At 70.6% G+C, this 20,590-nt stretch carries 21 protein-coding genes and 2 pseudogenes; 15 read left to right on the top strand and 8 right to left on the bottom strand.

The window, feature by feature from the left end:
* Positions 1-147 precede the first annotated feature (147 nt).
* Positions 148-735, bottom strand: a complete 588-nt coding sequence (locus OG799_RS09025; RefSeq protein ID WP_406044588.1) for a VOC family protein — start codon at positions 733-735, stop codon at positions 148-150.
* Between the two features lie 426 nt (positions 736-1,161).
* On the opposite strand from OG799_RS09025, the gene OG799_RS09020 reads away from it, so the two are divergent.
* Positions 1,162-1,434, top strand: coding sequence for a hypothetical protein (locus tag OG799_RS09020; RefSeq protein ID WP_406046530.1), 273 nt, complete (start codon positions 1,162-1,164; stop codon positions 1,432-1,434).
* A 23-nt stretch (positions 1,435-1,457) separates the two neighbouring features.
* On the opposite strand, the pseudogene OG799_RS09015 reads toward OG799_RS09020, so the two are convergent.
* Positions 1,458-1,615, bottom strand: a pseudogene (locus OG799_RS09015) (IS5/IS1182 family transposase); the annotation flags it as partial.
* Positions 1,616-1,812: 197 nt separating this feature from the next.
* On the opposite strand from OG799_RS09015, the gene OG799_RS09010 reads away from it, so the two are divergent.
* Both OG799_RS09010 and OG799_RS09005 read left to right on the top strand, forming a co-directional pair.
* Positions 1,813-2,673, top strand: a complete 861-nt coding sequence (locus OG799_RS09010; RefSeq protein ID WP_406044587.1) for a hypothetical protein — start codon at positions 1,813-1,815, stop codon at positions 2,671-2,673.
* A gap of 241 nt (positions 2,674-2,914) precedes the next feature.
* Positions 2,915-3,082, top strand: coding sequence for a hypothetical protein (locus tag OG799_RS09005; protein WP_406044586.1), 168 nt, complete (start codon positions 2,915-2,917; stop codon positions 3,080-3,082).
* A 381-nt stretch (positions 3,083-3,463) separates the two neighbouring features.
* Here OG799_RS09005 and tnpC read toward each other — a convergent pair whose 3' ends face one another.
* Positions 3,464-4,867 (bottom strand): IS66 family transposase, encoded by a 1,404-nt coding sequence (gene tnpC / locus OG799_RS09000; protein ID WP_406044585.1) that lies wholly within the window; start codon positions 4,865-4,867, stop codon positions 3,464-3,466.
* Between the two features lie 288 nt (positions 4,868-5,155).
* On the opposite strand from tnpC, the gene OG799_RS08995 reads away from it, so the two are divergent.
* The gene (locus OG799_RS08995) at positions 5,156-5,497 is read left to right on the top strand and encodes a hypothetical protein (protein ID WP_406044584.1); all 342 of its coding nucleotides are present in this window, start codon (positions 5,156-5,158) and stop codon (positions 5,495-5,497) included.
* Between the two features lie 174 nt (positions 5,498-5,671).
* Here the strand turns inward: OG799_RS08995 and OG799_RS08990 are convergent, their stop codons facing one another.
* The 3 genes from OG799_RS08990 to OG799_RS08980 all read right to left on the bottom strand — a co-directional run bounded on the left by OG799_RS08990 (position 5,672) and on the right by OG799_RS08980 (position 7,328).
* A complete protein-coding gene (locus OG799_RS08990) occupies positions 5,672-5,950 on the bottom strand; it encodes a hypothetical protein (RefSeq protein ID WP_406044583.1) in 279 nt (92 codons plus the stop codon).
* Positions 5,951-6,160: 210 nt separating this feature from the next.
* Positions 6,161-6,880 carry a hypothetical protein gene (locus OG799_RS08985; RefSeq protein ID WP_406044582.1) on the bottom strand — a complete coding sequence of 240 codons (720 nt, stop codon included), beginning with the start codon at positions 6,878-6,880 and terminating at the stop codon, positions 6,161-6,163.
* Complete coding sequence (locus OG799_RS08980) at positions 6,873-7,328, bottom strand: RNA polymerase sigma factor (protein ID WP_406044581.1); 456 nt, start codon at positions 7,326-7,328, stop codon at positions 6,873-6,875. Before OG799_RS08980 ends, OG799_RS08985 begins: the two co-directional genes overlap by 8 nt.
* Before the next feature lie 242 nt (positions 7,329-7,570).
* Here OG799_RS08980 and OG799_RS08975 point away from each other — a divergent pair, with 242 nt between their 5' ends.
* Positions 7,571-8,785 (top strand): YncE family protein, encoded by a 1,215-nt coding sequence (locus tag OG799_RS08975; protein WP_406044580.1) that lies wholly within the window; start codon positions 7,571-7,573, stop codon positions 8,783-8,785.
* 75 nt (positions 8,786-8,860) lie between these two features.
* Here the strand turns inward: OG799_RS08975 and OG799_RS08970 are convergent, their stop codons facing one another.
* Positions 8,861-10,513 carry a glycoside hydrolase family 10 protein gene (locus OG799_RS08970; RefSeq protein WP_406044579.1) on the bottom strand — a complete coding sequence of 551 codons (1,653 nt, stop codon included), beginning with the start codon at positions 10,511-10,513 and terminating at the stop codon, positions 8,861-8,863.
* A gap of 685 nt (positions 10,514-11,198) precedes the next feature.
* Here OG799_RS08970 and OG799_RS08965 point away from each other — a divergent pair.
* The 9 genes and pseudogenes from OG799_RS08965 (at position 11,199) to OG799_RS08925 (ending at position 18,738) form a co-directional block, all read left to right on the top strand.
* A complete protein-coding gene (locus OG799_RS08965) occupies positions 11,199-12,038 on the top strand; it encodes an NAD(P)H-binding protein (protein ID WP_406044578.1) in 840 nt (279 codons plus the stop codon).
* Positions 12,039-12,424: 386 nt separating this feature from the next.
* Entirely contained in the window at positions 12,425-13,150 is a 726-nt protein-coding gene (locus tag OG799_RS08960) for a DUF1223 domain-containing protein (protein WP_406044577.1), read from the top strand.
* Between the two features lie 233 nt (positions 13,151-13,383).
* Positions 13,384-13,524 (top strand): hypothetical protein, encoded by a 141-nt coding sequence (locus OG799_RS08955; RefSeq protein ID WP_406044576.1) that lies wholly within the window; start codon positions 13,384-13,386, stop codon positions 13,522-13,524.
* Between the two features lie 29 nt (positions 13,525-13,553).
* Positions 13,554-14,285 (top strand): alpha/beta hydrolase, encoded by a 732-nt coding sequence (locus tag OG799_RS08950; protein ID WP_406044575.1) that lies wholly within the window; start codon positions 13,554-13,556, stop codon positions 14,283-14,285.
* A gap of 292 nt (positions 14,286-14,577) precedes the next feature.
* The gene (locus tag OG799_RS08945) at positions 14,578-15,507 is read left to right on the top strand and encodes a hypothetical protein (RefSeq protein ID WP_406044574.1); all 930 of its coding nucleotides are present in this window, start codon (positions 14,578-14,580) and stop codon (positions 15,505-15,507) included.
* Complete coding sequence (locus OG799_RS08940; RefSeq protein WP_406044573.1) at positions 15,504-15,665, top strand: hypothetical protein; 162 nt, start codon at positions 15,504-15,506, stop codon at positions 15,663-15,665. Before OG799_RS08945 ends, OG799_RS08940 begins: the two co-directional genes overlap by 4 nt.
* 5 nt (positions 15,666-15,670) lie before the next feature.
* A pseudogene (locus OG799_RS08935) lies at positions 15,671-16,879 on the top strand (sensor histidine kinase); the annotation flags it as partial.
* A gap of 48 nt (positions 16,880-16,927) precedes the next feature.
* Positions 16,928-17,554: a response regulator gene (locus OG799_RS08930; RefSeq protein WP_406046245.1), complete on the top strand. Its 627-nt coding sequence runs from the start codon at positions 16,928-16,930 to the stop codon at positions 17,552-17,554.
* A gap of 236 nt (positions 17,555-17,790) precedes the next feature.
* The gene (locus OG799_RS08925; protein WP_406044572.1) at positions 17,791-18,738 is read left to right on the top strand and encodes an acetyltransferase; all 948 of its coding nucleotides are present in this window, start codon (positions 17,791-17,793) and stop codon (positions 18,736-18,738) included.
* A gap of 97 nt (positions 18,739-18,835) precedes the next feature.
* Here the strand turns inward: OG799_RS08925 and OG799_RS08920 are convergent, their stop codons facing one another.
* Entirely contained in the window at positions 18,836-19,807 is a 972-nt protein-coding gene (locus OG799_RS08920; RefSeq protein WP_406044571.1) for an NADP-dependent oxidoreductase, read from the bottom strand.
* Between the two features lie 223 nt (positions 19,808-20,030).
* On the opposite strand from OG799_RS08920, the gene OG799_RS08915 reads away from it, so the two are divergent.
* The gene (locus OG799_RS08915) at positions 20,031-20,585 is read left to right on the top strand and encodes a dihydrofolate reductase family protein (protein ID WP_406044570.1); all 555 of its coding nucleotides are present in this window, start codon (positions 20,031-20,033) and stop codon (positions 20,583-20,585) included.
* Positions 20,586-20,590 lie beyond the last annotated feature (5 nt).

The raw sequence follows: 20,590 nt of genomic DNA, 5'->3' as shown, positions 1-20,590 counted from the left end.
GGCCCGCCGTCCCGGACGGAATCGGGACGTCGATCTCGGCCGGCGCCGCCGGCCGAGTTGTTCCGCTCCGGCGCTGCGGCTGCCCAGCGGGGCGCCTGGGTATCGTGATCGGGGCGGCGCCGACGATGACGATCGCAGCGTGGTGACTCACCTGGGCAGCTCGGCGCCTGTCTGCTCGCTTACCATGTACTCCGCGTACCAGTCGGGCCAGTTCGCGTCCGCCTCGCCGATGCGCTTCTCGTGCTCGCCGTGGGCGGCCGCCGCACGCCTAAGCGCGCTCGCCAGGTCCCTTGCGGAGCCGAACGAAGTCGCGGCAGCCTCGATGCGCCCGGGAAGCCGGGTCGTGATCTCCTGCACCAGCCAGTTGTTGCGGTCGGGGTCGTTGAACGAGGCGCGCGAGAAGTAGCTGCGACGCTGGGGATCCAGACCGCTGACCGGGCCGTCCGGGCCGATGTGGAAAACCTCGCTCACCTCGACACCGGCGGCGACCAGCGCGTTGCGAGCCGCCTCGACATCGGACACGATCAGGTACTCCTCGGCCGAACCGGGCGCGGCCGACGTGAGATTTGGACCGAACTGGACCGAGCACGAGGAGCCGGGCGGAGTGAACTGGACTATGCCAGGCGGTGTCTGGTCGAGCCTCCACCCGAGGCGCCCGTAGAACTCTTTCGCGCGGTCGACATCCGAGACCGGGATGACGACCACCTCCAGCTTCATGTCGACGTTCGTGCTCATCGCGGCCTCCCTGGGCTGAGTCTGCGGCGTCCTACCAGTGGGACTCCCCGGTCGGTTCCCTGGCCTGCGCGCTGTGCCAATGGCGCCAATGACCGGACTCCACTCACGATCAGGCGGGCCATCGCTCCCCCAGAGGCCGCCGGTGAGGCAGGGTCTCGGTTACGACCGTACTGCTTCCGCACTTGCGGGGTGCCTCGTTTTCGGCACCGCCTTCTCCGCCGGCCGGGACGCCCCGCCTGGCCGAGGAGAGAAGTTGTGTGAAGCGGGCCGCTCCACCGGCTTTGACCTGCGGAAACGTAGAACAGCAGGTCTGCGTCAGTGCTGTTGCGCGACCCTTGAGTGGGCCCTGCTGCTCCCAATCTCTCCCCCATCACCGGCCGCACCAGCGCTCAACGAGGGCTGGAAGGGCGGGCCGAGGTTCAACTCGTGGGCGGTTCGACCGGCGGGCGGATCTCCGTGACGGTAGCGATGGCCCCGGGGCGGCGAACCGGGCACATCCCGATGGTGCCGGCGCCTCCACGTCGACGCGAACGGCGTGGGCGACGAGGTCGCGAAGCGGTACGCCAGCGGTGGTGGGTCGGCTCCAGCCGCGAGTACGGCGCCTGCGCTAAGGCGGCGCTGGACGTGCTGTCCGGCCGGCACCCGGTCCATTTCGGCCGCCGCGAGACCGACATCGACGACGCTCTCCGGGACGGCTGACGTCGGTCGACACCGGCAGCCGAGCTCGACGCGGCGAGCAGGTCGACGGCTTCGCGTACGTACCGCCAGGCGGTGTTCGTGCCGATCTCGAACCCGGCGGCGAGCCTCGGCTACGGATCAGGTCGGCGAGGTGGTTCAGGGTGCGGGTGGACAGCGGAATCGCCGCAGGGTAAGACAGCAACGAGGCTCCCGGTTGGGGCATCGGATCCTGGTCGACTGCTGTCTTACCGGGAGCCTCACCTCAGGCCCATTCCGGCCCTTGCACAGCCATCGTCATCACGATGGACCCAGTGAGCCAGGCGAGTACGTCAGTCATGTGTCGGATTCACAGGGATCGTCGATTGTCATCCCTGCTATCCCTGACTTAGGAGCCCATGAGTGCACGTCAACATGGCGACTAGCGCCGGTAAGTCCGGCCGGCCGAACGAGGACTTCGCCGGCGCTGTTCCCGGCGCTGCTGTACTGCTGGACGGCGCCGGCATCCCGGGAAGCGAGTCGATCTGCTCCCACGGTGTCGCCTGGTATACGCACCGTCTCGGCGGCGCGCTGCTCGGCCGGCTATCGCGTGACGACGGGCGAGACCTCGCGGCGATCCTCGCCACCACGATCGGCGAGATAGCCGCCGATCACCGCGGCACCTGCGACATCACGAACCCCAGCAGCCCGCAGGCGACCGTGGTGATTGTCCGCGCCCACCGGGGCCGCCTGGACTATCTCCTGCTCGCGGACTCCTTCCTCGTCCTCGACCAGGTCTGCGGTGGCCCGCAAATCATCACCGACGAGCGTGAGGTCACCACCAGGCGCATCTGCTCAGCGTCCCTGGATGGCGTTCCTAGGGGAACGCCGGAGTACGACCGCATCCGAGACTCCTGCGTCGAGGCGCTGCGGGCTCGCCGGAACCAGCCGGGCGGCTACTGGATCGCCAAGGATGATCCGCACGCGGCGGAGGAAGCGGTAAGCGGCAGTCGGCCCCTTCATGACCTGGGCAGCGTCGCGCTGCTCAGCAATGGCGCCAGCCGCATCGTCAGCCCGTACGGCCTGACCGACTGGCCCGGCGTACTGGAACTGCTCGGCGCTAACGGGCCGGCCGACATCATCCGCCGCGTCCGGCAGGCCGAAGCCCGCACCTCCGGAGACCCCGATGCTCGGGTCCCTGACGACGCCACGGTTGCGCACTGCACCCACCTGCCGCGCTCCGAGGTCGGCGAACTGTCGCAGCCAGCCGCTGATGCCCGGTGAATCTGACGACCCGATGGAAAAGGCTCACCAAGCGTGGCGGAGACGCCATCGCTGACGGCCGACCGGGACGACAGCGGATCCTCAACCTGCCCGACCTTAGCCAACCGCACCGCACCCGTCCGCAGAAACGACGGCTCGACCGCCTCCTGGAAAGCGGAGCGGACAAGTCTTTGCTTGCTGCTGGACGGCGTTAGACGATCAGCCGAGTGACGAGATCGTGAAGACTGTTGACAATCACTTCGTGGATACGTCGGACTGGATCGCCGTAGCTGCGCTCGTCGTCTCGCTGATCAGCGCCGCTACTTCGCTCTCGCAGGCCAAAGTCAGCAAGAAGAACCTGGCCGTCGAACTGGATCGCCGTGCGTTGGACACTGAGCCGATGTTCGACCTTCGAGATTCCAGAAACTGAACATCGCCGAGAGCGAGCGTGAGCCTGCGGAAGGGGGGCCCAAGTTCTCCGAGCTGACAGTGTTCCAAGGGCAGCTCATCTTCCGTGGACCACAGGCCAAGCTGAAAATGGTCGCTGTTCAACTAGATGACGTCCTATGGGAGTTCGTCGATGGTGCAGGATTGCCACTCAGTCCTGAACGGCGGACCCATACCCTTCCCATACCCTAGTCCTGCAGGACATCACCCGACATCGCCCGCACGTATTCACTATTGGCCAAAGGGTGCACCAGCTCTTGTTGGACCTGCACAAAGGCGTGCATCCCGACCGGCCCGCGACCATCACGGTACCTTTCACAGTAACTGGATAGGTCCCTGAATCGAGGCGCGTTGGAGCCGGTGGTCAGGCGGTGGTGGGGATCCAGGGGTTGCCGGCGGCGGCGGTGATGAGGGCGTCGAGCATGCCGAGGCCGTTTCGGGTGGCGGTGGCTGTGTAGCTGCGGATCGCAGCGAAGTGTTCGGCTCCCGTGAGGGTGCGCATGCTGCCGGAGACTTTGATCCTCAGTTTCGGCATGCGGATGGTCCGCTCGGCCGGGTTGTTGTCGAACGGGACGGCGGGGTTGGTGACGAAGCGCAGGTAGTCGTCGCGGCGGTCACGCAGCCGGACGAACAGGGCGTGATGCTTGCGTTCGAGCTTGCTCGCGCGTTCGGCGGTGGCTTGGGCGCCGAGCACGACCGCGCTGCGCAACAGGTGCAGGTGGTAGGCGAGGTCGGCCTGATCAGGTGTGGCGTCGGCGGTGTGCGCGGTGCCGACGAGCTGGTTCAGCTGCCGCAGGGCGCTGATGGCCTGGCCGGCGAGGTCGGCGACCAGGCCGGTGGCGGTGTCGGTGACATAGATCAACTCGCGGAGCGCGTGGGCGTTGCACAGCGCGTGGACCGCGTCGGTGTAGGTGTCGTACGGCGCCCACGCGTCATGCACCGCGACCCCGCGGAACCGCGGGAGGATCCCGATCTCGTCCATCGCGATGGTGCCGCGTTTCGCGTGCACGGCGAGGAGCACGTCGGTGGGTGTGGAGGCGGAGTGCAGCCACGCGAGACGGCCTGCGGTGCGCATCCCGGTCTCGTCGAAATGGGCTACCGGTGCGGCGGCGACGCGTCCGGCGATCACCGGCAGCACGCGGTCGATGATGCCCAGGGCGGTGCGTTTCACCCAGCCGGCCACGGTGCCCGCCGCGACCGGCACCCCGAACAGGTCCTTGATCGCCGCCGCCGTGCGTGACACCGACAGGAACTGCCCGTGCAGCAGGTAGACGCCGATCCCGGCCAGACGCGGCCCGTACACGACCGGCGCGGACGCCTCTGGCGGCGCGGGCGCGGTGGTGTGATGCCCACACGCACAGGCCAAAGTGATCAGCTGATGCTCGGTCACCTGAGGCTTCGGCTCCGGAAGGTCGATCACCTGCCGCCGGGTCACCTCGATCTCGGTAGCCGCCGCCAGGCTCTTCCCGCACCCGGCGCAAACCGCGGGCCGGTGCCGGAGCACCACGTCCGGGTCCGCCACCCGTTCCAAGGTGACACCGTCCTGACCCTTCGGCCGTCCCGGACCCCGACCCGACCGCCCGCGCAACGACTTCGGCGCCGGCTTGGCCAACCCGTCCGACGAGGGAGGCTTCGACGAGTTCGACGACGACAACTTCAACCGGGCTTCCAGATCCGCAACCCGCGCGAGAGCCTGCTCCAACCGGGCGGTCAACTCCACGACGTGCGCAACCAGCTCGTCATACGACGGCAACGACTCGGCAGGCACAACCCGCCAAGCTACCAGCCTCCACAACAGACACCACAACCGCCTGACGACCTATCCAGTCACCTTTCACATTGATGTGCTGGGGCGAAAGTGACTCGAAATGGGACGTGCCGGCATTCTTGGTTCTGACAGAAAGCCAGGCGTACGGCATGGGTTCTACGAAGGCGGTCGCCTAAGTGCGTGCTTGAGAGGTCCTCGCATCTGTCTCCGTGGCGCTGCTATAGCTGCGCCAACCATCGGCCGATGACGGCGAAGTATGTGTCTGCAAGGCCACGGTGAGAGGACGCGATGAAGAAGGGCTTGTCCGTGATGGTGTGCGGACGCCCAGGCGCGATCTGCATCGGTGATCTCGTCATCGACCCAGACGAAGGAGCGTCCAGCCGCCCAATCGATCACGATCTCGACGGTAGTGCGGAGGGTGTCGCGGGCCCAGTCGACGAGCCGGCCGGCGAAGCCCTGGTCTGCGAAGACGTGCCGGGTCGGGGTGGCCATGCAGGCACTGAGCAGGCCGCTCTTGCCTCCGTCGCGGTCCTGCCAACTCGCGGCGCGGACGGTCACGGTGAGAGCAGGCCGGCGGTGTCGGTGACGATGAACCTCTTCCGGCCATTGATCTTCTTCCCGGCGTCGTAGCCGCGGGTGGCCCGACCCAACGGTGTCGGCGCCCTTCACGCTCTGAGGGTCGATAATCCCTGCCGACGGTTCGGGGTTGCGCTGCTGGTGGGATCGGAGTCCCAGCTCACGGGACGCGTCTGGGTGCCTGGTCGGTGAGGCAAGCCTCCGGGCGCAGGCGGCGCCCGGCGAGGCCTAGCTGTGCGTGTAGACGAGGTCCATCGTGTCGGTGCGCCCGGACCAGCGGAGTTCGAGGTGCCAGCAGTCCGCCTGCGGCATGTCAATGATCGATGGGCCCGGATCGCCGGTGGCCTCCCGGGTCACCCGTGTCTCGGTGCCGTCCAGCTTCGCCGTGATCGCCAGGGCGGCCGGCGAGGTCGTGTCGGACGACGTCGTGGCTGGACGGGAGACCCACAGAATCTTGTTGTTGGCCCCGTCCTGCGTGGCCTGCGTGAGCGGGTAACCGAACAGCACCGCGACGATGTCTCCGTTCGCGCCGGAGACGTGCGGGATCCGGGCGTTCCCGCTGAACCCGGCGTCCGCCCAGTCGGGCAGGGGCCCGGTTTCGACCCCCGCGCCGCAGCCTGTCGCGGCGCTCTATGGGTCAAACGCGCATGCCGGTACATAGCCAGCAACAACACAAGGAAGCCCGGCGAAAGACGATGGCTACCTGTGCGCATCCCCCTAACGCAGCGAGTTCGCTATCTCGATCGCCTCGCCCTTGGTGAGGTCGCCTTCAAGCCGGCAACTCACGCCAGCCTCCTGCCAGATCAAAGTCGAGGCGGCGAGCCGTGCGGTCTCCACGCGGACCTCGCCCGCCCGATCCACATAGGTCAGTGGATGTGGGCCGCCGATCCAGACGGCGAATTCACCATTGACCTGGACCCAGTCCACGCCCGGCCCGCTGGCCTGCTTCTGGAAGACCGGGTCGAGACGACCGTCGAAGGCATCGATGCGCAGCGCACCCCCGCGGTAGAGCAGCGTGGCCACTCGATAGGTGCCGGTGCTGTCGACGTCGGCGACCAGCACCTGCTCGGGCGAGCCCAGCTTCGCCGGTAGGCGGATCGGGAACCGCACCAGCCGCTGTGCCTCATCCAGGGCGGCGGGCCGCTGCGACGGCAACGGCGACGGAGTACCGGTGGGGAGTGCCGGTGCGGGCGACGTAGCGATGGTGATGCCGGCGAAGCGCAGCAACCCCGCCAAGGCGTCGGCGAGGGCGGCCCGCCCCGGCGGTAGCACGGCGACGAGCAGGGCGACGAGCGCCGCGGCGAGGTAGTAGCGCCACCGGCGTCGCCGTGGCGCGGGCGCGGCGAGCCGGGCGCGTACGCGGGCGGTCACGTCGGGCGCGTCGGGTGTCTCCAGCCAGGCGGACAGGCCGCGCAGCTCCCGCTCGAGGTCATTCACGGAGGGCCTCCTCGCGGTCGAGCAGGCCGCGGAGCTTGGCCAGTGCCCGAGACGTCCGCGACTTCACCGTGCCTCGGGGCCATCCCAACATCGTCACGGTCTCGTCCTCGCTGAGATCGAGGAAGAAGCGGCAGACGATCACCTCACGGTCCTTCACCGGCAGCAGGCGCAGGGCCTGGACCAGCGCCGCGCGGCGTTCCGCGGCGAGAACGGCGGCGACCCCGACATCCTCGGCGACCTCCGACCCTGGGTTCGCCGTCGCGGCCCTCAGGACGATTCCATCTCGCCGGCTGCGCGACCGGTACAGGTTGCGGGTCTCGTTGGCCACTATCGCCAAGAGCCACGAGCGGAAGGACGACTCTCCCCGATAGCGGGAGAGGCTGCGATGTCCCTTCACAAACGCCTCCTGGATGACGTCGTCGGCATCCGAGCCCGCACCGAGAAGCACCGCTGTCCGGTACGCGGACGCGGTGTGCCGGGCGACCAGGAGTTCGTACGCCTCCAGGTCACCTGCCCGGGCGCGGGTGACGAGCTCTCCGTCGTCCAGTGGGAACCTCCGGTCTGATCACACTCATGACACCGCCCGCGGCGTGCGGGTTCCACCCGCCGCGGTTGGAACCGTGGCGGATGTGGCGGTGTCACCTGGACATGATGGCCACAACATCGATCTCGCGCCGCACCATCTTGACCATGCTTGCCGGTACCGGCGCCACCGCGCTGGTCGGCTGTGACGCCGTTCGGAGGCCGAACTCCGCCCTCGCCGTCACTGTCCCGGACGCGCTGCTCGTCGAGGTCGACCACGGACTCGGCGTCCTGCGTGGTACCGACCGGCAGACGATCCCGCACTCCATCGCCACCGCCGACGGGCTGGCGGTCTACGCGACCGCTCCCGAGGGCGCCGACACCGCCCTCTGGCGGATCGACACCGCCACGGGCCGCGCCTCCACTCGGGTCAAGCTGCCCGGACGGTGGGTACCGCAGGCCGTCTCGGCCACCGGTACGAAGGTGGCGTTCACGCCGAACGCGGAGGGTGTCACCAAAGGGCGCCCGGCCGGGCGGGACGTGACCCCCGTGCTGATCGCCGACGTCACCGGGGCCCAGCACCGGCTGGAGCTGCGCGGCAACTTCGTACCGGAAGCCTTCACCGAAGATCTCGCCGGACTGTTCGTCCTCGAGTGGCTCCCGCCGACGGTGCCGGACCGCTACCGGGTCCGCGTCGTCGACCTGGCCACCAAGACGGCCGGCCCGCTCTACACCCGCGCCAAGGCGCCGATCCCGCCCGGCGCGGAGGAGGAGATGCGCGGCGACGGACGCCAGGCCGTACTCGGGCTGGATCGTACTACCCTCTACACGCTCTACACCCATCAGCCCGACCACCAACACACCCGCAACCTGGTCAGCGGGCGGCCAGGCAACGTGCACGCGTTCGTACACACACTGAACCTCACTGCGCGATGGGCCTACTGCGTCGACCTGCCGCACCCGTTCGGGGAGGCCCCCGCAAGCGGTCATACCATGACGATCAGCCCGAACGGAGACCGGCTTTTCGTCGCCGACGTCACCTCCGGCACCGTCGCGGAGATATCCACGGAGGAGCTGGCGGTACGCCGGACGGCCACCCTGACCAGGGGAACCGGCACCGGATATGCCGCCGCGGACCGCGATCGCCTCTTCATCGGCGTCGGCACGGCGGTACGCACAGTCGATCTCGGGCGCCTCGGCCCCGCCACAGAATGGCCGGTCCGCCAGCCCGTCAACGGCCTCGTGCTGACCCCCGACGGTCAACGCCTCTACGTAGGCCAGACCGATGCCGTGAGCTGGCACGATCCCGCCACCGGCACCGAGCTCGGCCGCGCCGCCGTACCCGGCCTAGTATGCCTACACAGCCTGGCCGGACACGCCTAACCGCCCGCCGGGCGTTTCCGGAGCCGCTCAAGATCGTATGTCGCTGCCGTAATGACCATTGTTGCTACGTCGCCGCTACTGTGCGGCGACGAGCTTCGGCGCGCTGAGTGGCCCTTCGTTCCCGCTGCGGTCCAGTCCGGACACGCAGTAGGAAAGCGGGCGGTCGGTCGGGGCGGTGCGGTCGACCCAGCCGGTACCCCGGGTGGCGCCGACGAGCCGGGCGGCGTCGCCGTCCATGCGGTAGACGGCGAAGCTGGCGGCGCCGTCCCCGCGCCAGGCCAGCACCACCCCGCCGGCGTTCTCACGCCGAGCGCCGACGATCGCGGGTGCGGGCGGCGGCGCGGCCGGTAGCTGCGCCATGGCGGGTACCAGCGCCGGGCCGGCGTAGTGCGCTCCGCTGTACCGGCTGACCGCCCCGAGCTTGTCGGCGCGCACCTGACTGGCGCTGAAGTGCACGCTTCCGCTCGCCCCGTACCGACGGTTGAGGGCGAGCTGGCGGTCCAGCTCGGCCGGATCGCTCCAGGCGCCGCGCTCGCCCACCCGGTAGTCGGCCTGACCGATGTAGAGCTGCACCCGGGTGCCCTTCACCGTGGCCGCCCACCACGGCAGCAGCTTGGCGTAGTCGGCCTTGCCGAACCCGATGTGCCAGTAGAGCTGCGGCACGACGTAGTCCAGCCACTGCTCCCGTACCCAGAGCCGGGTGTCGGCGTAGATGTCGTCGTAGCTCTGCAGCCCGTCAGTAGGTGAGCCGGCCGGGTCCGTGCGCTTGTTGCGCCAGATGCCGAACGGGCTGATGCCGAACTTGACCCACGGCTTGATCGCCTTGATCCGCTCGCTCATCTCGCGGACGAGCGTGTTCACGTTGTCTCGGCGCCAGGCGTGCTTGTCCGCGAACAGCCGGCCGTACCGGGCGAACGCCGCGCCGTCCGGGAAGTCCTGCCCGGCCTCCGGGTACGGGTAGAAGAAGTCGTCGAAGTGCACCCCGTCGACGTCGTACCGCTGGACCGCCTCCAGCATCGAGTCCTCGACGAACTTGCGCGCCTCGGGGATGCCCGGGTTGAAGTAGAGACGGCTGCCCGGCTGGTCGGCGCTGGGGTAGGTCACCACCCAGTCGCGATGCCGACGCAGCGGATGTGTCGGCGCGAGCTGGTCCAGCCTGGGGCCGGCCCCGCCCACCGTGGCCGGCTGCCCGCCCCGGTACGGGTTGAACCAGGCGTGGAATTCCAGGTTGCGGGCGTGCGCCTCGGCGACCATGAACTCCATCGGGTCCCAGCCCGGGTCGCGGCCGTCGCGACGCCCGGTCAGCCACTCCGACCACGGCGCGTAGCGGGACGGCCAGAGCGCGTCCCCGCTCGGCCGCACATGCACGAAGACCGCGTTGTGGTTACGTCGCACGGCCAGGTCCAGCCAGCCCCGGAACTGTGCCCGCACCGTCTCGGCCGGGAGCCCGGGCCGGCTCGGCCAGTCGATGTTGTTCACGGTCGTGATCCACATGCCGCGCAACTCGCGGGACGCCCGGGCCGGCCGGCTGGCGCAGCTGGGGGTGCCGCCGGGCACCGCGTGGACGGCGGCCACGTCGCCCCGCTCCGGTGCCCCACCGTCGCCGACAACCTGATCCCGCAGCGACCAGGCGCCGACCGCGACCGCCACGGCGAGCGCGGAAAGCGCGGCGACGAACGCGTGGATACGACGGCGGTGGGCGGGCGGAGCGGGCGACACGGCGGGCATTGGCCCAGTCTGCCCAGCGCAGCCCGCCGGGTGAACCCGTTGGACCGGTACTTAACGGTCAGATAAGACCATCGTGACTTCAGCCGAAGCCTCGCCCTCGATGACCGGCGCGGCGCACCCGGAACACCTCGCTTCGTCGGTGGACGTCATGGACTGGGGGGCCGAATAGCAGACGGACCGGGTAGGTGACCTTGTCCGCCCCCAAGCCTTCGAGAGGATCTGAAACTACTTCCGGCTCGCGGGGGTAGCTCCGCAAATCCGAGCATATGCTCCTACCTAGGTGTGTGTGCCCATTCCACCCGCTCGCCACAAGGGTCTGCTCCATGCGCACATCCCGCCACGTTCGCTTCTGAGCGCAGGAGCAAGCGCTCGCCGTCGGCCTGGACCAGTCATTCGTGTCACCGGGAGGTCGCTGTGGATCGGGCCCCGTTCCGCTGCTCCTCGCCACCAAGACCTACCTGGCCGCGCCTGGGGAGTGGGGGTCTCCAGGCTGCTGCCGCGTACCGCCGACCGAGCCGCCCCGGCGACCTCCTGTGGGCTGCGGTGCCTGCTCTACCGGCCAGGTCCGCCTCGGCAATGGACGACGCCATTCGCGAGGGGCGAGGCTCCGGCTCATCGCGTCACCCCTGTCACGTCGGCTTCATGGGTACCTCGGCCCGTCGGAGTCCCAGAAGGAGATCAACACATGGTTGGCAGCGACCTTGTTCTCATCCCCGGTGCCGGTGGCGTCGGCCGCACCGTCCTCGACCAACTACGCGCGCAGGACGTGCCGGTGCGCGTGATGGTCCGCAGCGACGACGATCGTGCGGCTGAGGTACGCGCACTCGGCGCGGATGTCGTCCTCGGCGATCTGACCCGACCCGAGAGCGTGGCGGCCGCGCTGGAGGGTGTCGGGCGGATGTACTTCGCAATGCCCGTGTCGCCGGACCATCTGCTGGCGGCGACCGTGGTGGCCACCGTGGCGCGGGAGTACGGGGAGCTGACGGCCCTGATCGGCATGTCGCAGTTGACGGTGTCGCAGATGACCGTCACCAGCACCGCCGAGTCGCGCCAGCAGCGGCTGCACTGGCTGGCCGAGCAGGTACTGAACTGGTCGGGCCTGCCGGTGGTACACATCCGGCCGACGTCGTTCCTGGACAATCCGTTGTTCACCACGCTGGCGGCGCATTCGATCCGGGAGAACGGCACGATCGCGCTGCCTTTCGGCACCGGGCGCACCTCGCCAGTCGCCGTGGACGACGTCGCCCGGGTGGTCGCCACGGTGCTCCGCGACCCCGCTCCGCACATCGGGCAGGTCTACGAGCTGACCGGGCCACGCTCCGTAGACATGACGCAGGTAGCCGAGGAGTACTCACGGGCACTGGGCGTACCGTGTCCTATGTGGATTTACCGTTGGACCGGTGGCGGTCTGAGGTGCTCGCAACGGTTGGCCTGCCGCCACACACCGAACAGCACATCGCCACCATGGCCCGACTGCACCGCGAGAACCGCTACGACCGCACGTCCGCCGACGTCGAACGCGTGACGGGCGTACCCGCCCAGACGATCGAGGCGTTCGTGGCCGCTCGCAGGGACTTCTACCTGGGCTGAGCCGCTCCAACCGGGCCGGGCCGTCGCCGCAGGCGTCGGCCCGTGGGCGACCTTCCGTGGCGGACCGGCCCTTGTCGGCCGGGTCGGCCCGCAACTGACCGAGAGCGTCGGCCGTGGGCGGGTCAGGCCGGGCGGGCGCGCGGTTGAACCGAGCAGCGAGGCGGCGCCGCGCAGCACGTGCGCGACCGGGTCGCCGCGGCCTGATGACGGGAGACCGACTGCCGGCCCGACCGCCGCCGCGAGGCGACGGATGATCAGGCATAGTCGCGGCCGTAGCGGGAATCGGAGAGCCGCCAGCAGGACTGACGGAGGAGACGCGCCATGACGGATCCAGCGCGCACCGGGTCGGGCGGCGGCTTCGCCGTCGTGGAGTTGTTCACCTCCCAGGGCTGCGAGAGCTGTCCTCCGGCAGAGGAGCTGCTGACCGAGATCGAGCGGGACGCCCGGAAGCGGGGAGAGCCCGTCTTCGCTCTCGGATTTCACGTCGACTACTGGGACTACCTGGGCTGGCCCGACCGGTTCGCCGACGGGGCGTACAGCGCGCGGCAGCAGGCATACGCGCGCGCCTTCGGCTCGGGGCAGTTGTACACCCCGCAGATGGTGGTCAACGGCACCGTCGAGTTCGTCGGCTCCGACCGTCGACGGGCGGCGACCGCGATCGCGTCCGCCCTGACGGCGGTAGCCACCACCCCGCTCGCACTGTCGGTCGAGGACGCCGCCGGGGGCACGGGCGGCGGGCACCGGGTGGTGGTGGACTACCAGACCGAGCGGCCGCCGGAGCGGGCGGTGTTGAACGTGGCGATCGTGGAACGGGGCCTGGTGAGCGAAGTCGCCCGGGGTGAGAACGCCGGGAGGACGCTGCGGCAGGACAACGTGGTGCGCGCCTTCACCTCGGTTGGTCTGGACACCGAGCGTGGGCGGGTGGAACTGGAGGTGCCGCCAGACCTTGATCCTCGACAAGCCTCGGTGGTCGGCTACGTGCAGAACGACGGCGACAGGGCCATCGTCGGCGCCGCGGCCATCGACGTGTCCGCCGAGCCCGGGTGAGACCTGCCGGCGACGGCACAATCGTGCCTGCCCGACAGCCGATGGCGGCACAACTTCGTTGGCGCCCCCGACGGCGAGCTGTACCTTGACGCACGCCTGCGACCGCCACGCGGCACCCTGGTCACGAGGTCGAGCGCGGCGTCTCGGCGTACCGACCTCGCGGCGGGGCGGAGTCGACCGTCCACCGGCTCGCCGAGTGCGACCACCTCCCCACCCTCGACGAGGGCGAGGACTTGGCGAGCATCAGCCCGCAGTACGCGGACGCGCTGCGCGACGTCGAACTGTTCATCCGCCTCGAGGCGTACGCCGGGGCGACCCGGGCGTTCGACAGCTGCCGGATCGCCACGGCTGCCGTCTTCGGCGAGCGCCGCTGACCACACCCAACGACCCGGGAGGGCGCATCATGAGCAGCACCTCGTCCGGCGGCAACGTCACCGTCGCCCTGATTCACGGCGCCTTCGCCGACAGCTCGAGCTGGAACGGTGTTGTCGAGCGGCTGCAGGCCGCCGGCGTCACGGTCACCTGCATCCCCAACCCGTTGCGGGGCATCGCCGAGGACGCCGCGTACGCGGCCAGCGCGCTCAAGCAGATCTCCGGGCCGGTGGTCGCGGTCGGCCACTCGTACGGCGGCGCGGTCATCACCAACGCCGCTCCCCAGGTCGACAACGTCGTCGGCCTGGTCTACGTCGCCGCCTTCGCCCCGGACGAGGGTGAGACCCTGATGGAGATCGAGGGCGACTCCAAGGACAGCGTGCTGACCTCGGCCCTGGTGACGCACACCTACCCGACGGCGAAGGGCACCGAGCAGGAGTTCAGCATCGACCCGGCGAAGTTCCAGGACGCGTTCGCCAGTGACGTGTCCCCGAAGGACGCCGCCGTGATGGCCGCGACGCAACGTCCGGTGTCGGCGTTGGCGTTCTCCGAGAAGTCCGGACCGCCCGCCTGGAAGAACCTCCCGGCCTGGTCGGTGGTCGCCACCGGTGACAAGGCCGCCGGCAGCGACGTCGTACGTTCCATGGCCCAGCGGGCCAAGGCCACCATCACCGAGGAGGAGGGCTCCCACGTGATCATGGTGAGCAAGCCGCAGGTGGTCGCCGACGTGATCATGCAGGCGGTGGCCGCGGCCGGTCGGTGACCGGTGGCAGCGGAACTTCGTCTTCGCCGCGGGCCCGGCCGCGAGCGAGATCATGCGGTCCCGTTACGCCGAGGTCACCCGCCACCTGGCCGCCGACCCGACGGACGGCGCACCGGACGGGCCGGCGGCGGACCGTCGAACATCGACCCAGACTTGATCGTCCACCTGGGACGGCCGAAGGGAGGGGTCTGCCGCCTCCTCCCCAGGGAGGATGCAGCGCTCCGACCGCCGGCCGTAGCCGGGGCCCGAGGTCGGGCGCGGCCGGGAGATCCGTTCAGCAGCATCTACAGGCATGACTACCGCACTGCACCGGGCGACCCACTGGCACCGCCCCCTGATGGTCTTCGTCTTGGCGATGGCGGTGCTCACCGTCGTCGCCGCGGTCGGCATCGTCGCCGACCCGCGCGTGCTCACCGGCGCGCCGATCTGGCTCAAGCCGTTCAAGTTCGCCGTGTCCTTCGTGGTGTACGGCACCACCCTGGCCTGGATGCTCTCCCTGCTGCCACGGCGCAGCCGAGTCGCGGAGTGGGCGGGCACGGTCATCGTCGCGATGTCGCTGGCCGAGATGGTGGTGATCGTCGGGCAGGTCCTGCGCGGCACCACCAGCCACTACAACGAGACGACCCCGCTGAACGCCGCCCTGTGGCAGGTGATGGGCGCCTCGATCATGGTGCTGTTCGCCGCGCACTTCGTCATCGGCATCGTGGTGCTGCGCCAGCCGATCGCCGACCGGGCCGCCGGGTACGCCGTCGCGCTGGGGCTCGGCCTGTCCCTGCTGGGCATGCTGGCGGCGATACCGATGGTGCTGCCCGGCCAGGCCCCGGCGATCGGGGGGATCGCCGGGGCGCACAGCGTCGGCGTACCGGACGCGGGACCCGGGCTGCCGCTGGTCGGCTGGAGCACCACCGGCGGGGATCTGCGGATCGGGCACTTCGTGGGACTGCACGCCCTGCAGGCGCTGCCGATCCTGGCGATCCTGCTGAGCCGGTTCGGCGGGACCCGGTTGGACGAGCGCCGCCGGGTGCGGCTGCTGGTGGTCGCGGGCGGCGCCTACGGCGTACTGACGATGGTGTTGACCTGGCAGGCGTTGCGCGGGCAGCCGCTGCTGCGCCCGGACGCGCTCACCCTGGCCGCCTGGGCGGCCCTGGTGGTGGCGACCGCGACCGCCGCGGGCGTGGTCGTGGCTCGCCGGCGCCGCCCCGACGTGGCGCTGGCCGCATGACCGGGCCACTGTTCACGCTGACGTTCGCGGTGGCCGCGCCGTTCTGGGCGCTGACGATCCTGCTCGGACCGCCCGGTCTGGCCGTCTACCTCGGCGCGCCGGCCAGGTGGGTCGGGCCAGCCGTCGCTGCTGCCCGCGGACGGCAGCGCCTAGGCTGATCGGCGTGGGGTGGGTGGGACGCCTGTTCGACGCGCGCGACACGCTCGCGCGGATGCTGCTGCTCGACCTCAGCGGCGTCGGCTACCTGGTCTTCGGCACCCAGACCGGGCGCGCGCCGGCGGCCACGCAGTGGGTCCTCGCGGTGATCGCGTTCGCCGTCGCGCTGGTGTTCCACCGCCGGCCGCTGGTCAACCTGGTGGTGCAGGCCGCGCTGCTGGCGGTCGCGATCCCCCTCGTCGACGACACGACGATCAACCAGGTGGGCGCCAGCTGGGCGCTGGTCGAGCTGGCCATGTGGGCGCACCGGCCGCGGACCGTCTGGCTGGCCGCCGGGCTGCTGGCCGCGATCGACCTGACCGACTCGATCGGCGATCCGTTCCGGCGGGTCCTGTCCGGCGTCTTCGGGCTCACCGTGGAGGTCGGCGTGCCGCTGCTGCTCGGCCTGGTCATCCGGACCACCCAGGAACTCGGCAGGCAGGCCGAGGAGCGGGCGGCGGAGGAGCAGCGCCGCCGCGAGTCGGAGAGCCGGGCCGCGCGCGCCGACGAACGCAGCGCCATCGCCCGCGAGCTGCACGACGTGGTGGCGCACCACGTGGCGTCCATGGTGCTGCGCGTCGGCGTGGCCCGGCACGTGCTCACCGACCTGGATCCGCGGGTGGGCGAGGTGTTCGACGACGTGCACGGCACGGGGACCGCGGCCCTGGCGGACCTGCGCCGGCTGGTCGCGGTCCTGCGCAACCCCGACGGGGTACGCGGTGACGCGGCGCTGACCGCGATCGAGCCGTCCGCCGTCCCGGCGGCACTCGGCGCGGCGGTCGACCGGGCCCGCCAAGCCGGTGTCACCGTCGAGGCCGACATCGACCCGGCGGTCGGCTCCCTCGACGCCGTGCGCGGCCTGGCGGTGCTACGACTGACCCAGGAGGCGCTGACCAACGTGGCCAAGCACGCCGGCACGTCCGCAGTGGCACGCCTGTCGGTCTCCGTGGTCGACGGGGCCGTCCACTGGGAGGTGTCGGACGACGGGCGCGGCCAGGTGCCGGCGGCGATGCCGTCCGGCGGCGGCCACGGCATCACCGGCATGCGCGAGCGCGTCGAAGTTCTCGGCGGTGAGCTGGCGGCGGGCCCGACCGGCGCGGGCTGGCGGGCGCGTACCGTCCTCCCGGCCGCGGCCCCCGCGCCGACGCCTCCCGCCCCTCCCCACCGGCGCGCCGGCCCAGCCGGCGCCCCGGGCCCCGGCCGCACCGCGCGCGGCGGAGCCGGCATGATCCGGGTCCTGCTGGTCGACGACCAGCACCTCATCCGCGCGGGCCTGCGCATGCTCTGCGACGCCCAACCCGACATCGAGGTCGTCGGCGAGGCCGACAACGGCCGCGACGCCATCTTCCTCGCCGCGCGGCTCATCCCCGACGTCGTCGTCATGGACCTGCGCATGCCCGGCGTCGACGGGATCACCGCGACCAGCCGCATCCTCGCCGACCACCCCGCCACCCGCGTCCTGGTGCTGACCACCTTCGGCGACGACGACCACCTCTACCCGGCCCTGACCGCCGGCGCCTGCGGGTTCCTGCTCAAGGACGCGCCCCCCGCCGACCTGCTCGACGGCATCCGCCGGGCCGCCGCGGGCGACAGCCCGTTCAGCCAGGAGGTGCTGCGACGGCTGGTCCAGCGCGCGGTGCACGCCCGCGCCGAGACGCCGCCACCGGCCCAGGGGCTGACCGCCCGCGAACAGGAGGTGCTGAACCTGGTCGCCGAGGGTCTGTCCAACACGGAGATCGCCGACCGGCTGCACATCGGCGTGACCACGGTCAAGACCCACATCACCAGCCTGATGACCAAGACCAACAGCCCCAACCGGGTACGCCTGGCCCTGTTCGCCCGGGGCGCCTGACGATCGCCCCCGGTGGGAGGGCGCAGCGGCAACCATGCCGGCCGGGCAGGAGAGTCGCGCGCCGGCCCGACCGGGTGACGGAGCTCGTTGCGGCGGGCGGGTGGGGTCGAGTAGGTTTTTAGGCACGCCGTCGAGCTGGGAGGAGGTCAGAACAATGTCCGATGTTCTGCGCCCCCACCGCGCTCCGGCGTCCGCGCGGATCTGATCCGGGGCGCGCGCTTCCGGAGGATCAAGCCATGACCGACGTGGTCATCCGCCCGCTCGTCGCGGGCGAGGAAAGTCTGTTCGAGTCCATGCCCGACCCGCTGCCCCAACTGCGCAAGGTCGGCTACGCCGACGGGATCGCCGGCGGCGGCTACCGGCCCGAGACCACCTGGGTCGCCCTGCGCGCCGGCCGGGTGGTCGGCCGGGCGGCCTGGGTCCGCCCGCCGGGTGCCGTCGGCGCCCCCTGGCTGGAACGGTTCGACCTGACCGCCGAGCCCGAGGTGGGTGCCGACATGCTGCGCGCCGCCCACGAGGCGCTCGGCGGTCCGACGGTGTACTACGCCGCGACGCCGGCGCACTGGCGGCGCCGGCCGGAGGTGCTGGCCGTGATGACGGCGCCGATGGCGGCGGCCCGGCTCGCCGGGCTGGTCGAGCGCGGGGAGCGGCTGAGATGCTCCTGGACGGGCACGCCACTGCCGGTCGCCTCCGGCCGGTACACCTTCCGTCCGGCCACCGACGCGGCGGAGATCAACGCCCTGGTCGCCCGGGTCTCGGAGCCGGACGTGCTGACCGGCGTGGAGATGGCGCGGGCGGTCGGCGGGGTGAACCTGGCCACCGACCCGCTGGCCTGGCTGACCGGCCCGGCCGAGGACTGGCTGATCGCACTGGACGCCGGAGAGCCGGTCGGCCTGGCCGGCACGGCCGGGCAGGCCTGCTATCCACTCCTCGCCTACCTCGGCCTGCTCGACGACGCCGTCCGGGGTGAACTGCTGGCCGAGGCGGTCCGGGTGCTCGCCGCCGGTGGCGCCCGGGAGGTGGTCGCCGACGTGGACGCCCACCGGGTGGCGGTGGCGGCGGAACTGGAACGGACCGGGTTCCGGCAGTTGCGCTCCCGGGTCGCCTTCGAACCCGCCGCCGCTCCGCCGTCCACCTCGGCCGGCACCGCGGTCGCTGCCGGGTCCATCGCCGACGTGATCTAGGACTCGGTCATCTCCAGGTGCGCCCCGGCCCTGCCGGGGCGCACCGTTCAGGCGGTACCCGGGCTGGTTCAGCTCCTGGACGGGACGACCCGGCTGTCTAGCTGACCGTCAGCAACAACCTGCCCGGGTAGGAGGTCTGCAGGCGTCGATGCGCCTCCGCCGCCCGCCCCAGCGGGAACTTCTCGGCGACATGCACCTCGAACGGTCCCGCCTCGATGAGCTCGTTGAGGCGCTGCAACCGTTCGGGACCCGTCTCGCCGTTGTATGCGCGGACGGTCACGGCGGGTCGCTCACGCGGTACCGGTTGCACACCGTTGGGGTACGCGAGCACACCACCGTCGCGCAGCGCTTCGGCGAACCGGTCCAACGTCTCGCCGCCCGCCATCGCCAGGACACCGTCGACGCCTTCGGGGGCGACGTCGCGGATCCGGGCGAGCGCCGCCGTGACATCGCCGTGCCCCTCGAGGGACAGGTCGGCACCGAGCCGGGTCACCAGCGCCACACCCTCCGCCCCGGACGCCACGGCGATCACGTTGAGCCCCTGCCGCTTGGCCAACTGCACGGCCAGGTGCCCCTGCCCGCCGCTCGCCCCGAAGATGAGCACCCACGCCCCGGCCGAAAGGCCGAGGACGTCCAGTCCCGACAACGCGGTCAGCGCGTCGGTCGGCATCGCCCCCGCGTGCTCGGCCGACACCCCCGCCGGCAGCTTCGCGACGTACTGTGCCTTCGTCGCCGCGTACTCGGCGTAGAAGCCACCCTTCGGTCGGGTGTACCCGTACACGTAGACCAGGTCGCCCACGCCGACGTTGGTCACCTGCCGTCCCACGGCGGCGACCGTCCCCGCAGCCTCGGTGCCGGGCACCATCGGGAACGCGGCGCCCTCGGGCACCCACTTGCCCTCCCGCGCGAGGGCGTCCCACACCCCCACGCCGGCGCTCCACACCTTGAGCAGGATCTCGTCGTCGGCGATCTGCGGCACCGGCAGGATGCGCGGGGTGATCACCTCCGGACCACCGAACTCGTCGAAGGCCGCGGCCTGCATCCGCTCGGGCGCATTCCCTGCTGCCATGTGCGATTCCTCTCCGCCCTGCTGGTCCCGGACCGCTCGTAGCATGTCGCGCCACTGACATCGTCGGCCCACGTCCGAGCGCCGTTCACCCAGTTGGGTCACCGACGGCAGATCATGGTCGGAGCGTTGAGCCGGCGGGGTAAGGGCACCTGAAGCGAATCGTAAGTGGGATCCGGCAGTGTTCCGGGTGTCACCAGCGATCACCGACACTCAGGAGATTCCGATGCGCAAGCTCATCAACTCGACCTACCTCACCCTCGACGGCGTCATCGAGAACCCCATGTGGACCGGGCCGTACTTCGACGAGGAGGCGATGGCCTTCGCCGGCGAGCAGACGGAGGCCGCCGACGCGATGCTGATGGGCCGCGTCACCTATGACGGCATGTCCGTCGCCTGGCCGGCTCAGAACGAGAGCGACCCGACCACCGGCGCGGCGTACTTCAACAACGTGAAGAAGTACGTCGCCTCGACCACCCTGACCGACCCGACGTGGAACAACACCGAGGTGCTCAAGGGCGACCTGGTCGAGGCGGTCACCCAGCTCAAGGCCCAGGACGGCAAGGGCATCATCCAGTACGGCTACGGCTCGGTCACCGCTCAGCTGGTCAGGGCGGGGCTGGTGGACGAGGTCCGGTTCTGGATCCACCCCGTGCTGGTGGGCGGCGACAGCCTCACCAGCCCGCTGAAGGACGTCAAGGCGTCGTTCGACCTGATCGACACCAGGGTGATGAAGAGCGGCGTGATCATCGCCTCGTACCGGCCGAAGACCGCCGAGTGACAGCC

It is taken from the genome of Micromonospora sp. NBC_00898 (assembly GCF_045207895.1).
Classification (GTDB): domain Bacteria; phylum Actinomycetota; class Actinomycetes; order Mycobacteriales; family Micromonosporaceae; genus Micromonospora.
The sequence above is the reverse complement of the archived record's forward strand: the minus strand, read 5'-3'. Positions and strand labels throughout refer to the sequence as shown.

Excerpts from the sequence above, each read along its gene's own strand:
- OG799_RS08915 (WP_406044570.1), top strand. The coding sequence starts at position 20,031 with ATGCGCAAGCTCATCAACTCGACCTACCTCACCCTCGACGGCGTCATC.
- OG799_RS08960 (WP_406044577.1), top strand. The coding sequence starts at position 12,425 with ATGACGGATCCAGCGCGCACCGGGTCGGGCGGCGGCTTCGCCGTCGTG.
- OG799_RS08975 (WP_406044580.1), top strand. The coding sequence starts at position 7,571 with ATGCTTGCCGGTACCGGCGCCACCGCGCTGGTCGGCTGTGACGCCGTT.
- OG799_RS08995 (WP_406044584.1), top strand. The coding sequence starts at position 5,156 with ATGAAGAAGGGCTTGTCCGTGATGGTGTGCGGACGCCCAGGCGCGATC.
- OG799_RS08970 (WP_406044579.1), bottom strand. The coding sequence starts at position 10,513 with ATGCCCGCCGTGTCGCCCGCTCCGCCCGCCCACCGCCGTCGTATCCAC.
- OG799_RS08930 (WP_406046245.1), top strand. The coding sequence starts at position 16,928 with ATGATCCGGGTCCTGCTGGTCGACGACCAGCACCTCATCCGCGCGGGC.
- OG799_RS08940 (WP_406044573.1), top strand. The coding sequence starts at position 15,504 with ATGACCGGGCCACTGTTCACGCTGACGTTCGCGGTGGCCGCGCCGTTC.
- OG799_RS08950 (WP_406044575.1), top strand. The coding sequence starts at position 13,554 with ATGAGCAGCACCTCGTCCGGCGGCAACGTCACCGTCGCCCTGATTCAC.
- OG799_RS08945 (WP_406044574.1), top strand. The coding sequence starts at position 14,578 with ATGACTACCGCACTGCACCGGGCGACCCACTGGCACCGCCCCCTGATG.
- OG799_RS08965 (WP_406044578.1), top strand. The coding sequence starts at position 11,199 with ATGGTTGGCAGCGACCTTGTTCTCATCCCCGGTGCCGGTGGCGTCGGC.
- OG799_RS08920 (WP_406044571.1), bottom strand. The coding sequence starts at position 19,807 with ATGGCAGCAGGGAATGCGCCCGAGCGGATGCAGGCCGCGGCCTTCGAC.
- OG799_RS08925 (WP_406044572.1), top strand. The coding sequence starts at position 17,791 with ATGACCGACGTGGTCATCCGCCCGCTCGTCGCGGGCGAGGAAAGTCTG.
- OG799_RS09025 (WP_406044588.1), bottom strand. The coding sequence starts at position 735 with ATGAGCACGAACGTCGACATGAAGCTGGAGGTGGTCGTCATCCCGGTC.